Source organism: Marinobacter piscis (assembly GCF_007671655.1).
Classification (GTDB): Bacteria; Pseudomonadota; Gammaproteobacteria; order Pseudomonadales; family Oleiphilaceae; genus Marinobacter; species Marinobacter piscensis.
Genome location: NZ_VCGX01000002.1, coordinates 105,372 through 120,235 on the forward strand (window position 1 = coordinate 105,372; position 14,864 = coordinate 120,235).

A 14,864-nucleotide genomic window follows, 5' to 3' on the forward strand; every position below is an offset into this window, starting at 1 on the left:
TAATGAGTGATGAGCAGACCCGCCTTGGAGAGCTGCGGGAAGAGATAGACAGCCTTGATCAGCGAATCATGGAGCTGATCAGCGCCCGTGCCAGATGTGCACAGGAAGTGGCTCACGTGAAAACGGATGCACATCCTGAAGAGGACGTCTTCTTTTACCGCCCGGAGCGGGAGGCTCAGGTACTGCGGCGTATCAAGGAGGTTAACCCGGGGCCTTTGCCTGATGAGGAAATGGCCCGGCTGTTTCGTGAAATTATGTCAGCCTGCCTGGCGCTGGAAAAGCCCATGCATATTGCCTTTCTCGGACCTGTCGGTACCTTTACACAGGCCGCAGCCCTCAAACATTTCGGGCACTCGGTTGTCAGCGTCCCGCTGCCGGCTATTGATGCTGTATTTCGTGAAGTGGAGTCAGGCGCTGCGAACTATGGCGTGGTGCCGGTGGAGAACTCCACAGAAGGTATAATCAACCATACGCTGGATATGTTCATTACTTCACCACTGAAAATCTGTGGTGAAGTACAGCTGAGAATTCACCACCACCTTCTGGTTTCACCGGAGTTTCAGGGTCAGGAAATAACCCGTATTTATTCGCATCAGCAATCGTTTGCCCAGTGCCGGCAATGGCTGGATGCCCATCACTATGGCGTCGAGAGGGTAACCGTATCCAGCAACGCCGAGGCCGCCCGGCGCGCATCCGTGGAGCCAGGCACTGCGGCGGTCGCCGGTGACATGGCCGCCGGACTTTACGGTCTGGACACCCTGGCGGGCAACATTGAGGACTGGCCGGATAATACCACCCGTTTTCTGATTATCGGCCGTGAAGATATCCCCGCAAGTGGTCAGGATAAAACATCGATTCTGGTTTCCATGAAAAATGAGCCAGGGGCGCTGTATCAGTTGCTGGAGCCGTTTCACCGTCAAGGCGTCGACCTTACGAGAGTCGAGACCCGGCCGTCGCCCAGTGGTACCTGGGCCTATGTGTTCTATATTGATTTTGAAGGGCATATGGACGATGAGATAGCGGGTAAAGTGCTTGCCGAGGTGGAGCATGATGCTGTTGAGCTCAAGCGGCTGGGTTCTTACCCCATTGGCGTACTTTAAAAGCCCGGACAGTAACCGGGGCGCACTCACAATCAGTCAGTTTTAAGGAAGGTATATGGCCATTGATTATCAAAGCCTTGCGGTAGAAGGTGTTCAGGCATTGTCACCTTACCAGCCGGGAAAACCGATCAGCGAACTGGCCCGTGAGCTTGGCCTGAATCCGGATGAGATTATCAAGCTGGCCAGTAATGAAAACCCGCTGGGCCCCAGCTCAAAAGCCATGGCCGCTGCAAAGGCGGCGTTATCAGACGCGTGCCTGTACCCGGACGGCAATGGTTATGATCTCAAGCAGAAGTTGTCCGCGCGCTTTAACGTTACAGCCGATCAGCTTACCCTGGGCAACGGATCAAACGATGTGCTGGAAGTGATTGCACGCTGCTTCGCCGGGCCAGGTTCTGAAGTTGTGTTTTCCCAGTATGCATTTGCCGTTTACCCGTTGGCGACCCAGGCCGTGGGCGCCACGCCGGTTGCCGTGCCTGCAAAAGACTGGGGACACGATCTGGATGCCATGGCAGCGGCTGTCACAGAGCATACCCGGCTTGTCTTTGTCGCCAACCCGAATAACCCGACAGGCACTGTGCATGATGCAGATGCCCTTGAAACCTTTCTGGGCAAGATCCCTGAGAATGTACTGGTGGTTCTGGATGAAGCTTACTGTGAGTACATGACAGGCGAGAAAGACCCGGACGGCGTGGCTTTATTAAGCCGTTTTCCTAACCTGATTGTCTGTCGCACCTTTTCCAAGGCCTGGGGGCTTGCAGGTCTGCGAGTCGGCTACAGCATCAGTTCACCGGCCATTGCTGATATCCTCAACCGTGTACGACAGCCTTTTAATGTGAGCCTGGTTGCACTTGCGGCTGCTACAGCCGTGCTGGACGATGACGAATACCTTCAGCGCTCTCGTGAAATCAATACGGCTGGCCTGAAACAGCTTGAGGGAGCGTTTGAGCAAATGGGGCTTCGCTATATCCCCTCAGCCGGTAACTTTGTAGCTGTCGAGGTAGGGCCTCAGGCCCTGGGTGTTTATCAGGCCCTGCTGGCACGGGGTGTGATTGTGCGCCCCGTTGAAGGTTATGGCATGCCCAACCATCTCAGGGTTTCAGTCGGCCTGCCTGAGCAGAATGAGCTGTTTATTGATGCGCTTGCAAAGGCACTTGCAGCAGCAGGGCATGGGGGCTGAGGTGGCATCCGGTGAACCGCTCTTCCGGCGAATCGCCATCATCGGCCTTGGTCTGATAGGCGGCTCGCTGGCAAGTGCTGTTCGCTTAAACGGCCTGGCGTCTGAAGTCGTTGGCGCCGACCGGAATCAGGAAGACCTGATACTGGCTCAGTCTCTGGGAATCATTGATACCGTTGCCAAAAGCACCGCCGAGGCTGTGCAGGGTGCGGATCTTGTTGTACTGGCTGTACCCGTGCAGGCCACCCGCCAGGTTCTGGAAGAGGTGCATCCCTGCCTTGCAGCAGATGCGACCCTTACCGATGTAGGAAGCACTAAAGCGGGGTTCGTTAAAGACATTCATGCGGTGTTTGGCGGTTTTTTGCCAAATATTATTCCTGGCCATCCGATTGCAGGTTCTGAAAAAAGTGGTATACGCGCCACTAACCCCGACCTGTTTCGTAACCACAAAGTCATACTGACGCCACCGGATATTGTCGACGACTCGCACCTTGCCAGGCTGAAACTCTTATGGGAGGCCTGCGGGGCTTCCGTTCTTACCATGTCGGTCGAATACCATGATGAGGTGTTGGCGGCGACCAGTCACCTGCCTCATCTCATTGCTTTTTCGCTGGTGGATACATTGGCGGGGGAGGATGAGAACATGGACATTTTCCGGTACGCCGCTGGCGGGTTTCGCGACTTTACCAGAATCGCGGCCAGTGACCCGGTTATGTGGCACGATATTTTTCTTTCCAATCGCGATGCAGTTCTTCGGGTCATTGATCACTTTACCCGGGACCTGGACCAGTTGCGCACTGCGATAGCAGATCAGGACAGCGCTACATTGTTGCGGGTATTTACTCGCGCAAAAGCAGCGCGGGAACACTTTTCAAAAATGCTTTCAGGACAGGCTTACGTGACAAATAACAGTGAAAGGCAAGTGACGTTCCGGCTCCGGCCCGGCGGCGAAGTCGTCGGTGATATCCGGGTACCCGGTGACAAATCCATATCCCATCGCTCAATCATGCTCGGGGCTCTGGCGGATGGCGTTACTGAAGTTAAAGGGTTTCTTGAAGGTGAAGACAGTCTCGCGACACTGCAGGCGTTTCGCGACATGGGTGTCGTGATCGAGGGCCCGGATAATGGTTTTGTACGCATCCATGGTGTTGGGGTGCAAGGGTTGCAGGCCCCGCGGGGCCCAATCTACCTGGGGAACTCGGGTACAGGCATGCGTTTGTTTGCCGGTCTGCTGGCCGCGCAACCGTTTGACTCCGAGCTTTCAGGGGATGCCAGCCTGTCTGTGCGACCCATGAACCGGGTGGCGGATCCGCTGCGTTCAATGGGGGCGGTCATTGAAACGGCAGAGGGCGGTCGCCCGCCTCTGAAAATCCGCGGCTCCCAGAGTACAAAACTGACCGGGATTCATTACGACATGCCTGTTGCCAGTGCTCAGGTGAAATCCTGCCTCCTGCTTGCAGGCCTCTACGCAGATGGCACTACATCGGTAACCGAGCCGGCGCCAACCCGTGATCATACCGAGCGTATGCTTGCCGGCTTTGGCTACAAAGTTGATCGCGAGGGCCCGACTGCGAGCCTTACCGGAGGAGCCAGACTCACCGCCAACGCCATTGACGTGCCGGCCGATATTTCATCCGCTGCGTTTTTCATTGTCGCGGCCAGCATTGCGCCCGGGTCGGATCTGTTGTTGCGTCATGTCGGCATGAACCCCACGCGGGTCGGTGTGATCAATATACTCCAGCAAATGGGGGCGGATATCCAGATCCTCGAGGAGCGCGAAGTCGGCGGTGAACCCGTTGCTGACCTGCGCGTTCGCCATGCTGAACTCAGAGGCATTGAAATCCCGGAAGAGCAGGTGCCATTGGCGATTGATGAGTTTCCGGCGCTGTTCATTGCGGCTGTATGTGCCACCGGACGCACGGTTTTAACCGGAGCCGGTGAGCTGCGGGTAAAAGAAAGCGACCGGATCCAGGTGATGGCCGACGGCCTGGCTACGTTGGGTGTTACAACCACGGTGACTGAAGACGGTATTGTGATTGAGGGTGGACAGACAATCGGCGGCGGCACCGTAAACAGCCATAGCGACCACCGTATCGCCATGTCTTTCACCATGGCTGCACTTCGGGCAACCGGCGAGATTGAGATTCAGGATTGCGCCAATGTGGCCACCTCATTCCCCGGGTTTGTCGAGCTTGCACGCCAGACAGGTATTCGTATAGCTGCTGAAGACTCGGCTGCAGGCAACGGGCAGGAGTGAGGTAATGCCGGAAAATGATATACCGGTCATCACAGTCGACGGACCCGGTGGGTCGGGTAAAGGCACGGTGACCCAGATGCTGGCCAGGAAACTGGGCTGGCACCTGCTCGACAGCGGCGCGATATACCGGCTGACCGCACTTGCAGCCGTGCGTCAGGGGGTTGCACTGGACGATGAGGCCGGGCTGGTGCGTATGGCAGCAGCGCTTGATGTCGCCTTTGAACCAACGCCGGCAGGCGAGCCTGCAAAAGTGCTCCTGGCAGGCGAGGATGTAACCTCTGAAATCCGCACGGAAGCCTGCGGCAATAATGCCTCGCGTATCGCTGTAATGCAGCCGGTCCGGGATGCACTTCTGCAGCGTCAGCGGGACTTCCGCAAGGCCCCCGGGCTGGTTGCCGATGGCCGTGATATGGGTACGGTTGTGTTCCCCGAAGCTCCGGTGAAAATCTTTCTGACCGCCAGTGCAGAGGAGCGGGCCCGCCGGCGTTTCAGCCAGTTGATGGCGGCCGGTGTCGATGTTAGTATTGACACCCTTTTAGAGGAAATAAGGGCTCGTGATGAGCGGGATACTAACCGTTCTGCAGCTCCTCTTAAGCCCGCGGATGATGCGCAAGTCATTGATTCTACGGGGTTAAGTATAGAAGAGGTGTTGGGCAGGTGTGTGGCCGCAGCAGGTCAGACCTGACGGCGCCTTTTTGTTGTTGAGAATGCCGGAGTCGGTACATATTGCCAGCCGCAGGCTGATTCCGGAATTTACTAACAGACCGTGTTGCTGGCGGCACGGAGCGTACTTGCGTTGAACCTATAGGACTCATAATGAGCGAGAGCTTTGCGGATCTTTTTGAAGAAAGCCTGAAAGAAATTGACATGCAACCAGGTTCCATTGTCCAGGGGACTGTGGTGGATGTTGATAGCGACTGGGTCACAGTTAACGCCGGACTGAAGTCCGAAGGTGTTATCCCCGCCTCCCAGTTCCTGAACGAAAAAGGCGAGTTGGAAGTAGCTATCGGCGACGTTGTCGACGTAGCACTGGATGCTGTGGAAGACGGCTTTGGTGAAACCCGTCTGTCCCGTGAGAAGGCCAAGCGTGCTGAAGCGTGGAAGGTACTCGAGAAGTCCTTCGAAGCTGAAGAAGTGGTCAAAGGAATTATTAATGGCAAGGTCAAAGGTGGTTTCACCGTTGATCTTTCCGGTATTCGTGCTTTCCTGCCAGGCTCTCTGGTAGACGTGCGCCCGGTTCGTGATACTGCGCACCTGGAAAACAAAGAGCTCGAATTCAAGGTTATCAAGCTGGACCAGAAGCGTAATAACGTGGTTGTTTCCCGCCGCGCCGTTCTGGAAGCTGAGAACAGTGCTGAGCGTGAAGCTCTGCTCGAGACCCTGACAGAGGGTCTGGAAATCAAGGGTATCGTCAAGAACCTGACCGACTATGGTGCGTTCGTAGACCTGGGCGGTGTTGACGGCCTGCTGCACATTACCGATATGGCCTGGAAGCGCATCAAGCACCCGAGCGAAATCGTTAACGTTGGTGACGAGATCAACGTTAAGGTTCTGAAGTTCGATCGTGAGCGTAACCGTGTATCCCTGGGTCTGAAGCAGCTGGGCGAAGATCCCTGGGTAGATATCAAGGGTCGTTACCCTGAAGGAACCAAGGTTACAGCCCGTGTAACCAACCTGACCGACTACGGTTGCTTTGCCGAGTTGGAAGAAGGTGTTGAGGGTCTGGTTCACGTATCTGAAATGGACTGGACCAACAAGAACATCCATCCGTCAAAAGTCGTGCAGGTTGGCGATGAAGTAGACGTGATGATTCTGGATATCGACGAAGAGCGTCGTCGTATTTCTCTGGGTATCAAGCAGTGTGTTTCCAACCCATGGGAAGACTTCTCCAGCAACTACAACAAGGGCGACCGGATCTCCGGTAAGATCAAGTCAATCACAGACTTTGGTATCTTCATTGGCCTGGAAGGTGGTATCGACGGCCTGGTTCACCTGTCTGATATCAGCTGGAACGAAGCCGGCGAAGAGGCTGTTCGTGAATACAAGAAGGGCGACGATGTTGACACCGTCATCCTGTCTGTAGATCCGGAGCGTGAGCGTATTTCCCTGGGTATCAAGCAGCTGGAAAGCGATCCGTTTGCCGAGTTTGTGCAGCTGAACGACAAAGGCTCAATTGTTAAGGGCATTGTCAGTGCTGTTGATGCCAAAGCGGCAACAATCTCTCTGAACGATGAAGTTGAAGCGGTACTGAAAGCGTCTGAAATCAGCCGTGACCGTGTTGAAGATGCACGTAATGCACTGAAAGAAGGCGAAGAAGTCGAAGCCAAGATTATCAGCATCGACCGCAAAAACCGCGTTATCAACCTGTCTGTCAAGTCCAAAGACGTTGAAGACGACAAGCAGGCACTGGATAGCGTGCGTAGCAAGGCCGCAGAAACTTCTTCTGGTGCGACCACCATCGGTGATCTCATCAAGGAGCAGATGAAGCAGCAAAACGCCAACAACGATTAATTTCGGGTTGGTATGAAAAAAACGGGCTCTAAGAGCCCGTTTTTTTTGTGTTTTTTTTGGATTTGGCTAAACTAGGAGGATGGTGAGTCGGCAATCAAGAGCCGAACCAACAAGAAAAGAGGGAAGTGCCTCATGACAAAGTCCGAATTGGTTGAACTTATAGCTTCGAAACAAACGCAGCTATCGGTTAAAGATGTTGAGCTCTCTGTAAAAACAATCATTGAGCATATGTCTCAGTCGCTTGCGAACGGACAGCGTATTGAGATACGGGGTTTTGGAAGTTTTTCATTGCATCACCGTGCGGCCCGTACCGGGCGCAATCCTAAAACCGGTGAGGCTGTGCAGTTGCCCGCTAAGTACGTTCCGCACTTCAAGCCGGGTAAAGAACTGCGGGAGCAGGTGAATGATAGTATGAAGCAGGGCTTTTAAGTTATCATCCACAGGAAGAAACTCCTATAATCAGGTAACCATCCGCAACAGGGAGAGCTAGGCATATGGCAGGATTACAGAAGATCCTTTTAATTCTGTTGGTGCTTTTCCTGGTATTGCTGGCGCTGGTGTTTTCCCTTAATAATCAGATGGCCGTTTCTCTCAATTTCCTGGTGTTTGAAACCAAACCCCACGGAGTTGCGGTCTGGATTATCATGTCTTTTATCATTGGCGCACTTGTGGGCGTTTTAATGACCATGCTCGCCACGTTTCGTACATCCGTTTCCCGGCGCACCCTTCAAAAGCGACTTGACCGCACCGAGCAGGCGCTGGAGAAATCCAGGGCGCAAAACGACCAGGCGATTTAATGGATACAGTGCTTCAATGGCTCCTGTTAACGGTGGCAGTAGCCGTTGGCTGGGTTGTGGGGCGGTTAAGTCGTGAGCGCAAGAAATCCCGGACCCGCATCGCAGACGAAGAATCCGTTAAAGATCGGCTGCAATTTCTGTTTACCAACTACTCTGATCAGGCCGTTGATAACTTTGTGCAGTCATTGGCGGTTAACAAAGAGACCGTAAGTCTTCACCTTTCCATTGGCCGGCATTTTCGGGATAAAGGTGAAACAGAAAGGGCAACACTGGTGCATCAGAACCTTCTGGCGCGCCCGGAATTGCCGCCACGATTTTCTCCCCAGGTAACATTTGAGCTTGCCATGGACTTCCTCTCAGCAGGCCTGCTGGACCGTGCCGAGGCGCTTTTGCAGGAACTGATGGGAGATCCGGACTATGGCCGCAAGGCCGCCGGGCAGCTGATCGAACTTTATCAGCAGGAAAAAGAGTGGGAGAAGGCATCTGAAGTAGCGCGAGCATTAACCAGAAACGATGCCGATCCGGCGATGTTCAAAGAGCTGGCCTACCTGACCTGTGAATTGGCCGATGAGGCCCTGAAGCGGGAAGACCGCTGGGCGGCCCGCAAGCTTGCCAAAGAAGCCTTGGCGTACGACCCTTCCTGTGTTCGCGCTACCTTGATACAGATGGCTCTTCTGAGCCGCCAGGGCAGCTACCGTGAGGCGGGTAATCAGGGCTTGAAGGTGTTTGACCAGAACCCGGATTTCGGGCCAGAGGCCATTGACCGGCTGATGAAGCTTGAGCACGAGCATGGCGATATCGGGCGGATGGTAAAAAAGCTGCGCAAGCTCTATGAAACCTACCCGAGCACCAGTCTGCTTCTGGCTCTGGTGGAGTCTGTTGAGCGCGGTTCAGGCCGTCCGGCAGCAATTGAGCTGTTACGGCGGGAACTGGAAGACCGTCCCAGTATGCGTGCATTATTAAGACTGGTCGAAATGGCAGGCTACGAAAAGGGAATGACGACGGATGAGGGCCGCCTTGTCAGTCGTATCGGCCACTTAATACTGGCCAACAGGCCGGTGTATCGCTGTGTAAGCTGCGGCTTCTCAGGGCAGCAGCTTCATTGGTTGTGCCCAAGCTGCAAGCAGTGGGAAACCGTTCGCCCCATTCAGGGCGTTGAAGCTGAATAACGTACCAAATCATAGTATCCACTGACACTTTCCATCACCCGCAGGACAATCAACGTGCGAATGTCACCCAACCCTAAAATCATTGTTGCTCTCGACTTCCCCTCAGCCACGGCTGCACTGGACCTGGCTGAAACGCTTGATCCGGAAAAGTGCCGCCTGAAGGTTGGCAAAGAACTGTTTACCCGCGCCGGCCCCCAGTTAGTGGAGGCTTTGCAAAAGCGTGGGTTTGACGTGTTTCTGGACCTGAAATTCCACGATATCCCCAATACCACCTCAGCCGCCGTTGCCGCTGCAGCAGACCTTGGGGTGTGGATGGTGAACGTTCATGCCTCCGGTGGTGAGAAAATGATGCTGGCTTGCCGGGAGCGCCTGGAAAGCTTTGGCGCAGACAGGCCGTTGCTCATTGCGGTAACGGTTCTGACCAGTATGGGGGCTGAAGATCTTGCAGGTATTGGTGTTCAGGATTCCCCGGAGGCTCAGGTTTCCAGGCTGGCAACGTTAACCCGGAACTGTGGTCTGGATGGTGTGGTCTGTTCAGCACAGGAGGCGCCAGAGCTCAAAACGGAGCTGGGCAGTGATTTCAGGCTGATCACTCCGGGTATCCGGCCCCTGAGTGCCGACAAAGGTGACCAGCAACGCATTATGACCCCCAGGGATGCCCTGATGGCCGGTTCTGACTACCTTGTTATAGGTCGTCCGATTACCCGGGCTGATGACCCTCTGGCGGCCCTTGAGGCGGTTCATGAGGAGTTGGTTGGTCTTTAGCCATAAAACGAAAAAGCCCGCTAACTCAGAGAATTAGCGGGCTTTCAGAATAGTGGCTCCCCGAGCTGGGCTCGAACCAGCGACAAACGGATTAACAGTCCGTTGCTCTACCAACTGAGCTATCGGGGAACGTCGTCATGTGACGAGGCGCGTATATTAAGGTTACACCGCCGCCCCGTCAACCCCTTATTAAAACTTTTAACTCAAAACCTTACGTAAGCGCTCGATGGCTTTCTCAAGGTTTTCCATGCTCGTCGCAAAACTCAGCCGCATATGGCCAGGGCAGCCAAAGGCAGAGCCGGGGACCAGTGCAACGCCGGCTTCTGTGAGCAGGTTTTCTGCAAACTCGACATCGTTACTGGCATTCGGGTCAGCTTCAATGGCAGCGTGGAAGCTCGGGAACACGTAAAACGTGCCATCACCTTTGAGGCATTCGACGCCCGGCAACTCATTCAAAGCACCTGCCAGCCAGTCATGGCGCTCCTTGAATGCCTTGACCATATCACTGACACACTCCTGTGGTCCTTCCAGTGCCGCTCTCGCAGCCGCCTGGGACACAGAAGCTGGGTTGGAGGTACTCTGCGACTGGATCTTTTTCATGGCGCCAATAATGCGAGCAGGGCCAGCAGCGTAGCCGATGCGCCAGCCGGTCATGGCGTAGGCCTTGGACACGCCATTGAGTACGAAGGTACGGTCATACAGTTCCGGATTGGCGTTGACAATGTTGCAAAAAGGCTTGCCGGTCCAGAGGATGGGCTCGTACATGTCGTCTGTCGCGATCATGATATCCGGATGCTTTTTCAGAACGTCGCCAATCGCTTTCAGCTCTTCCTCTGTATAAGCCATGCCGCTGGGGTTAGACGGGCTGTTGATCACGAACAGACGGGTGCGCTCTGTAATCGCATTTTCGAGTTGTTCGGGCGTGATCTTGAAGCGGGTTTCTGCACCGGTTTCGATAATAACGGGTTTGCCTTCGGCAACCAGAACCATATCCGGATACGAGACCCAGTAGGGGGCAGGAATAATCGCCTCATCCCCGGGGTTCAGTGTCGCCAGCGCAAGGTTGAAAAAACTCTGTTTGCCACCACCTGATACCAGTATCTGGTTGGCTTCGTATTCCAGGTCGTTGTCCCGCTTGAACTTCGCAATAATTGCCTGTTTCAGGGCCGGGGTTCCATCCACAGCGGTGTATTTTGTCTGGCCACCTTTGATCGCCTCAATGGCCGCCTGCTTGATGTGCTCCGGGGTATCGAAGTCCGGCTCGCCGGCACCCAGGCCAATGATATCCTGGCCTGCTGCACGCAATTCGGCAGCTTTGTTGGTGACTGCGAGGGTGGGAGAGGGCTTGATAGCCTGTACTCGGCTGGAAAGTTGAAGGTCCAAACTTGAGCTCCTTAAAGCTGCTTATTATAGGTCCATGACCGGCGGGGTGTCTGAATCCTTGCCTTATGGCGGCCGATTTTCGCCCAGCCGTCGATCGCAATGATGGTACCATGAAGCCGGTGTAACAATAAATTTCTCATGAAGACCGGATTTTACAGCGATAAAGTCCGTTTAAAATCACAGGTTCATAAGTGTGTGGAGGTTGTCTGCCCGGTATGACCATTAACGGCTCCAGTTATTCAGCGAAAGAAGGCACCTTTACGGTTGACTCTCCGTTCCAGCCAGCAGGGGACCAGCCTAAAGCTATTGCAGGCCTGGTGGATGGTATTCAATCCGGGCTGGCACACCAGACGTTGCTGGGGGTGACTGGCTCCGGCAAGACCTTTACCGTCGCCAAAGTCATTGAAGAGGTACAGCGTCCGACCATTGTTCTGGCCCATAACAAAACCCTGGCCGCTCAGTTATACGGCGAATTCCGCGAGTTTTTCCCGGAAAACGCGGTCGAGTACTTCGTCTCCTACTACGACTACTACCAGCCGGAAGCCTATGTTCCATCGTCGGACACCTTCATTGAGAAAGACGCCTCAATAAACGAACACATTGAACAAATGCGGCTGTCTGCCACCAAAGCTCTGCTGGAGCGGCCAGACGCCATAATTGTTGCGACCGTTTCGGCAATCTACGGCCTGGGCGATCCCCAGTCCTACCTGAAAATGATGCTGCATCTGGACCGGGGAGATCAGATCGACCAGCGCCATATTCTGCGTCGCCTGGCTGAGTTGCAGTACACTCGTAACGACGTTGAGTTTCACCGTGCCAATTACCGGGTTCGCGGCGATGTGATTGATGTGTTTCCGGCGGAATCGGAAAAAGAAGCCATCCGGATCGAGCTGTTTGATGACGAAGTGGAAAACCTCAGTTATTTTGACCCGCTAACCGGAGAAGTCCTGCGGCGTGTGCCCCGAGTTACCATCTACCCCAAATCGCACTATGTAACACCACGCCAGACGGTTCTGGATGCCGTTGAGCGCATCAAGGTTGAGCTGGAAGAACGATTGCAGCGACTGCGTGATAACAACCGCCTGGTCGAGGCTCAGCGATTGGAAGAACGCACCCGTTACGATATGGAAATGATGATCGAACTGGGCTACTGCAATGGTATCGAGAACTACTCACGCTATCTTTCCGGCCGGGCACCCGGTGAAGCACCGCCCACACTGTTTGACTACCTTCCGCCCAATGCTCTGCTGGTTGTGGATGAATCCCACGTGACCATTCCGCAGATAGGTGCCATGTACAAAGGCGACCGCTCCCGTAAGGAAACGCTGGTGGAGTACGGTTTTCGTTTGCCGTCAGCCCTTGATAACCGGCCCATGCGGTTTGATGAGTGGGAGCGTATTGCCCCACAGATGATTTTTGTATCAGCAACTCCGGCCAACTACGAGGCAGAACATGCCGGGCAGGTCGTTGAGCAGGTGGTCAGGCCCACTGGTCTGCTGGACCCGCTTATCGAGGTCCGGCCGGCCTCTACACAGGTGGATGATCTACTCTCCGAAATCCGCCTCCGCACCGAGGCTGGCGAGCGGGTTCTTGTCACCACTCTGACCAAGCGGATGGCGGAGGACCTGACAGATTTTCTGATGGAGCACGACGTTCGCGTGCGCTACCTGCACTCGGACATTGATACGGTCGAACGGGTTGAGATTATCCGGGATCTGCGCCGGGGTGAGTTCGACGTACTGGTGGGAATTAACCTGCTGCGTGAAGGTCTTGATATGCCGGAAGTGTCCCTGGTTGCCATTCTGGACGCTGATAAGGAAGGTTTCCTGCGTTCCGAGCGCGCCATGATTCAGACCATCGGCCGGGCGGCCCGGAACCTTCATGGCAAGGCAATTCTGTACGGCGATCGTATTACCGGTTCCATGCAGCGTGCCATTGATGAAACCGAACGCCGGCGGGCGAAGCAGGCCGAGCATAACGAGGTGCATGGCATTACCCCGCAGGGACTAAACAAGAAGGTTGCTGACATCATGGAAGGTGCCAGTGGGGGCGGCCGCAGCCAGCATAAAGCCGACCGGCCTGGTGAAAAAGCGGCGGAAGAAGCGGAGCAGTACCGTGCCAGGTTTGGCAGCCAATCGCCTCAGGAAATGCTCAAAGAGGTGTCCCGTCTGGAAGACGAAATGTACAAGGCGGCTTCTGACCTGGACTTTGAGGCGGCTGCCCGTCTGAGGGATGAAATATCCAGTCTCAGGGAAGCCGCCTTGCGTACAGGCTAGGTCGAGCGCGAGGCCTCAGAGGACCGCAATCCAGATCCGCACACTGCCAAACCAGGGGTATCCCTCGAGTTGCTTGCGAGCATTCTCGGGGGTAAATATCCCCGTGGCATCCGGTTCGTCGAGAAAGATCTCCAGATGAAGCTTGTTACGCAGGTAGTGCAGTCGCAAGCGGCTGCGCTGGGGAATCTCCTCAAGGCGCTCCGCAATAATACGGCTTACTTCAGCCCGGGAGGGCAGCTGCTCAGCGGCCGGTAGCTCGTCTTCATCATCTTCGGCATCGATATGGAAGTGGATGTCGAGGATGTTATTCAGGGCGCCCCGCATACCGGAGACCACCTGCATCCCAATCTGGTGTCCTTCGGAAACGCTGATCTCCGGGCGCACCACCAGGTGCACGTCCAGCAGAATATCCTGACCCATGCGACGGCTGCGAAGTTCGTGAACATCGAGAACACCGTCGGTATTGCGGGCAATATCCTTCAGAAGGGCTGTGTCGTCAGTGGACAGTCCGGTATCAACCAGTTCCTGAACGCTGTCCCAGGTGAACTTCCAGCCAATGTGGATGATAATAATGGAGATGGCCACAGCTGCCAGCACATCAAGCCAGAGCACGCCGAGCATGGCGCCCACGGTAGCAACCAGAACCACCAGGGACGACAGCGCATCTGTGCGACTGTGCCAGGCATTGGCAATAATCAGGTCCGAGCGTATTTCCAGACCAACCCGCTTGGTGTACCGGAAAATCCACTCTTTACTTGCCACCGAGATTACAGCTGCCACCAGCACTGGCCACCCGGGAATAGTATTAATGTCGCCTTCCACCAGCCGTAGAGTGTTTTGCCAGGCAAGGGCAGCACCAACGGCAATCAGAACACTGCCAAGCACAAGGGTGCCAAAGGTCTCAATGCGCTGGTGGCCATAGGGGTGGTTTTCATCCGGTTCCTGGCGCGAGAGTCTCATGACGCCGAGAACCAGAAGATCAGACGCTACGTCTGTAAACGAGTGTACGCCGTCCACAAAAAGAGCATGGGAATGAAACAGGGCACCGCCAATCACCTTGATAATGCCAAGGAAGGCGTCGAGAAGCATTCCTATAATTGTAACCCGTGACGCTGCCTTCATTTCTTTCGAAAGGTTCTGGCGGTGGCGTTGGGCGGGTGAGTCGGGTTGCTGCATGGGAAAAAGCTCCATATCCGGGTCACTAGAGCACTAATTCTGCTTGATTTATGCACACCATATCAGTATTGCCATTGCATAGCAGGCTGGCTACATTCTCGTTGATTTTTCAAAGAAGTCAAATAAGATGTTGAAATTAAACGAAAAATAAGTTGATCAAAAAATGATCAATTCGCAGATTGGCGCAGATCACAAGGGTTAGGCAGCGTTGCCCCGAGATTTTCAACAGGGTTATCCACAGATTCCGTGGAAA

Annotated in this window: 12 protein-coding genes and 1 tRNA gene; 10 read left to right on the plus strand and 3 right to left on the minus strand. The window is 54.7% G+C overall.

Annotated features, from left to right (window positions below; translation table 11 throughout):
- The first annotated feature begins 2 nt into the window (after nucleotides 1-2).
- The 9 genes from pheA to pyrF all read left to right on the plus strand — a co-directional run bounded on the left by pheA (nucleotide 3) and on the right by pyrF (nucleotide 9,776).
- Nucleotides 3-1,100 carry a prephenate dehydratase gene (gene pheA / locus FFI95_RS06175; RefSeq protein ID WP_144821569.1) on the plus strand — a complete coding sequence of 366 codons (1,098 nt, stop codon included), beginning with the start codon at nucleotides 3-5 and terminating at the stop codon, nucleotides 1,098-1,100.
- 55 nt (nucleotides 1,101-1,155) lie between these two features.
- Nucleotides 1,156-2,280: a histidinol-phosphate transaminase gene (hisC, locus tag FFI95_RS06180; protein WP_144821570.1), complete on the plus strand. Its 1,125-nt coding sequence runs from the start codon at nucleotides 1,156-1,158 to the stop codon at nucleotides 2,278-2,280.
- Nucleotides 2,237-4,534: a bifunctional prephenate dehydrogenase/3-phosphoshikimate 1-carboxyvinyltransferase gene (locus FFI95_RS06185; RefSeq protein ID WP_425463057.1), complete on the plus strand. Its 2,298-nt coding sequence runs from the start codon at nucleotides 2,237-2,239 to the stop codon at nucleotides 4,532-4,534. Before hisC ends, FFI95_RS06185 begins: the two co-directional genes overlap by 44 nt.
- Before the next feature lie 4 nt (nucleotides 4,535-4,538).
- Nucleotides 4,539-5,219: a (d)CMP kinase gene (gene cmk / locus FFI95_RS06190; RefSeq protein ID WP_144821571.1), complete on the plus strand. Its 681-nt coding sequence runs from the start codon at nucleotides 4,539-4,541 to the stop codon at nucleotides 5,217-5,219.
- A gap of 131 nt (nucleotides 5,220-5,350) precedes the next feature.
- Nucleotides 5,351-7,045 (plus strand): 30S ribosomal protein S1, encoded by a 1,695-nt coding sequence (gene rpsA, locus FFI95_RS06195; protein WP_144821572.1) that lies wholly within the window; start codon nucleotides 5,351-5,353, stop codon nucleotides 7,043-7,045.
- Nucleotides 7,046-7,177: 132 nt separating this feature from the next.
- Nucleotides 7,178-7,474 (plus strand): integration host factor subunit beta, encoded by a 297-nt coding sequence (locus tag FFI95_RS06200; RefSeq protein ID WP_144821573.1) that lies wholly within the window; start codon nucleotides 7,178-7,180, stop codon nucleotides 7,472-7,474.
- Between the two features lie 65 nt (nucleotides 7,475-7,539).
- Nucleotides 7,540-7,842, plus strand: coding sequence for a LapA family protein (locus tag FFI95_RS06205; RefSeq protein ID WP_144821574.1), 303 nt, complete (start codon nucleotides 7,540-7,542; stop codon nucleotides 7,840-7,842).
- Nucleotides 7,842-9,011 carry a lipopolysaccharide assembly protein LapB gene (gene lapB, locus FFI95_RS06210; protein WP_144821575.1) on the plus strand — a complete coding sequence of 390 codons (1,170 nt, stop codon included), beginning with the start codon at nucleotides 7,842-7,844 and terminating at the stop codon, nucleotides 9,009-9,011. Before FFI95_RS06205 ends, lapB begins: the two co-directional genes overlap by 1 nt.
- Nucleotides 9,012-9,071: 60 nt before the next feature.
- Entirely contained in the window at nucleotides 9,072-9,776 is a 705-nt protein-coding gene (pyrF, locus tag FFI95_RS06215; protein WP_144822413.1) for an orotidine-5'-phosphate decarboxylase, read from the plus strand.
- Between the two features lie 53 nt (nucleotides 9,777-9,829).
- Here the strand turns inward: pyrF and FFI95_RS06220 are convergent.
- Nucleotides 9,830-9,905: transfer RNA gene (locus tag FFI95_RS06220), tRNA-Asn, on the minus strand.
- A 69-nt stretch (nucleotides 9,906-9,974) separates the two neighbouring features.
- Complete coding sequence (locus tag FFI95_RS06225; RefSeq protein ID WP_144821576.1) at nucleotides 9,975-11,159, minus strand: pyridoxal phosphate-dependent aminotransferase; 1,185 nt, start codon at nucleotides 11,157-11,159, stop codon at nucleotides 9,975-9,977.
- 215 nt (nucleotides 11,160-11,374) lie between these two features.
- Between FFI95_RS06225 and uvrB the strand changes: the two genes are divergently transcribed.
- Entirely contained in the window at nucleotides 11,375-13,435 is a 2,061-nt protein-coding gene (gene uvrB, locus FFI95_RS06230; protein WP_144821577.1) for an excinuclease ABC subunit UvrB, read from the plus strand.
- A gap of 15 nt (nucleotides 13,436-13,450) precedes the next feature.
- Here the strand turns inward: uvrB and FFI95_RS06235 are convergent, their stop codons facing one another.
- Nucleotides 13,451-14,611 (minus strand): cation diffusion facilitator family transporter, encoded by a 1,161-nt coding sequence (locus FFI95_RS06235; RefSeq protein WP_144821578.1) that lies wholly within the window; start codon nucleotides 14,609-14,611, stop codon nucleotides 13,451-13,453.
- Nucleotides 14,612-14,864: the final 253 nt, after the last annotated feature.

Bases quoted from the DNA above. Each gene is read 5' to 3' on its own strand.
- rpsA (WP_144821572.1), top strand. From the start codon at position 5,351: ATGAGCGAGAGCTTTGCGGATCTTTTTGAAGAAAGCCTGAAAGAAATT.
- FFI95_RS06185 (WP_425463057.1), top strand. From the start codon at position 2,237: ATGCGCTTGCAAAGGCACTTGCAGCAGCAGGGCATGGGGGCTGAGGTG.
- pheA (WP_144821569.1), top strand. From the start codon at position 3: ATGAGTGATGAGCAGACCCGCCTTGGAGAGCTGCGGGAAGAGATAGAC.
- pyrF (WP_144822413.1), top strand. From the start codon at position 9,072: ATGTCACCCAACCCTAAAATCATTGTTGCTCTCGACTTCCCCTCAGCC.
- cmk (WP_144821571.1), top strand. From the start codon at position 4,539: ATGCCGGAAAATGATATACCGGTCATCACAGTCGACGGACCCGGTGGG.
- FFI95_RS06205 (WP_144821574.1), top strand. From the start codon at position 7,540: ATGGCAGGATTACAGAAGATCCTTTTAATTCTGTTGGTGCTTTTCCTG.
- FFI95_RS06200 (WP_144821573.1), top strand. From the start codon at position 7,178: ATGACAAAGTCCGAATTGGTTGAACTTATAGCTTCGAAACAAACGCAG.
- uvrB (WP_144821577.1), top strand. From the start codon at position 11,375: ATGACCATTAACGGCTCCAGTTATTCAGCGAAAGAAGGCACCTTTACG.
- hisC (WP_144821570.1), top strand. From the start codon at position 1,156: ATGGCCATTGATTATCAAAGCCTTGCGGTAGAAGGTGTTCAGGCATTG.
- FFI95_RS06235 (WP_144821578.1), bottom strand. From the start codon at position 14,611: ATGCAGCAACCCGACTCACCCGCCCAACGCCACCGCCAGAACCTTTCG.
- lapB (WP_144821575.1), top strand. From the start codon at position 7,842: ATGGATACAGTGCTTCAATGGCTCCTGTTAACGGTGGCAGTAGCCGTT.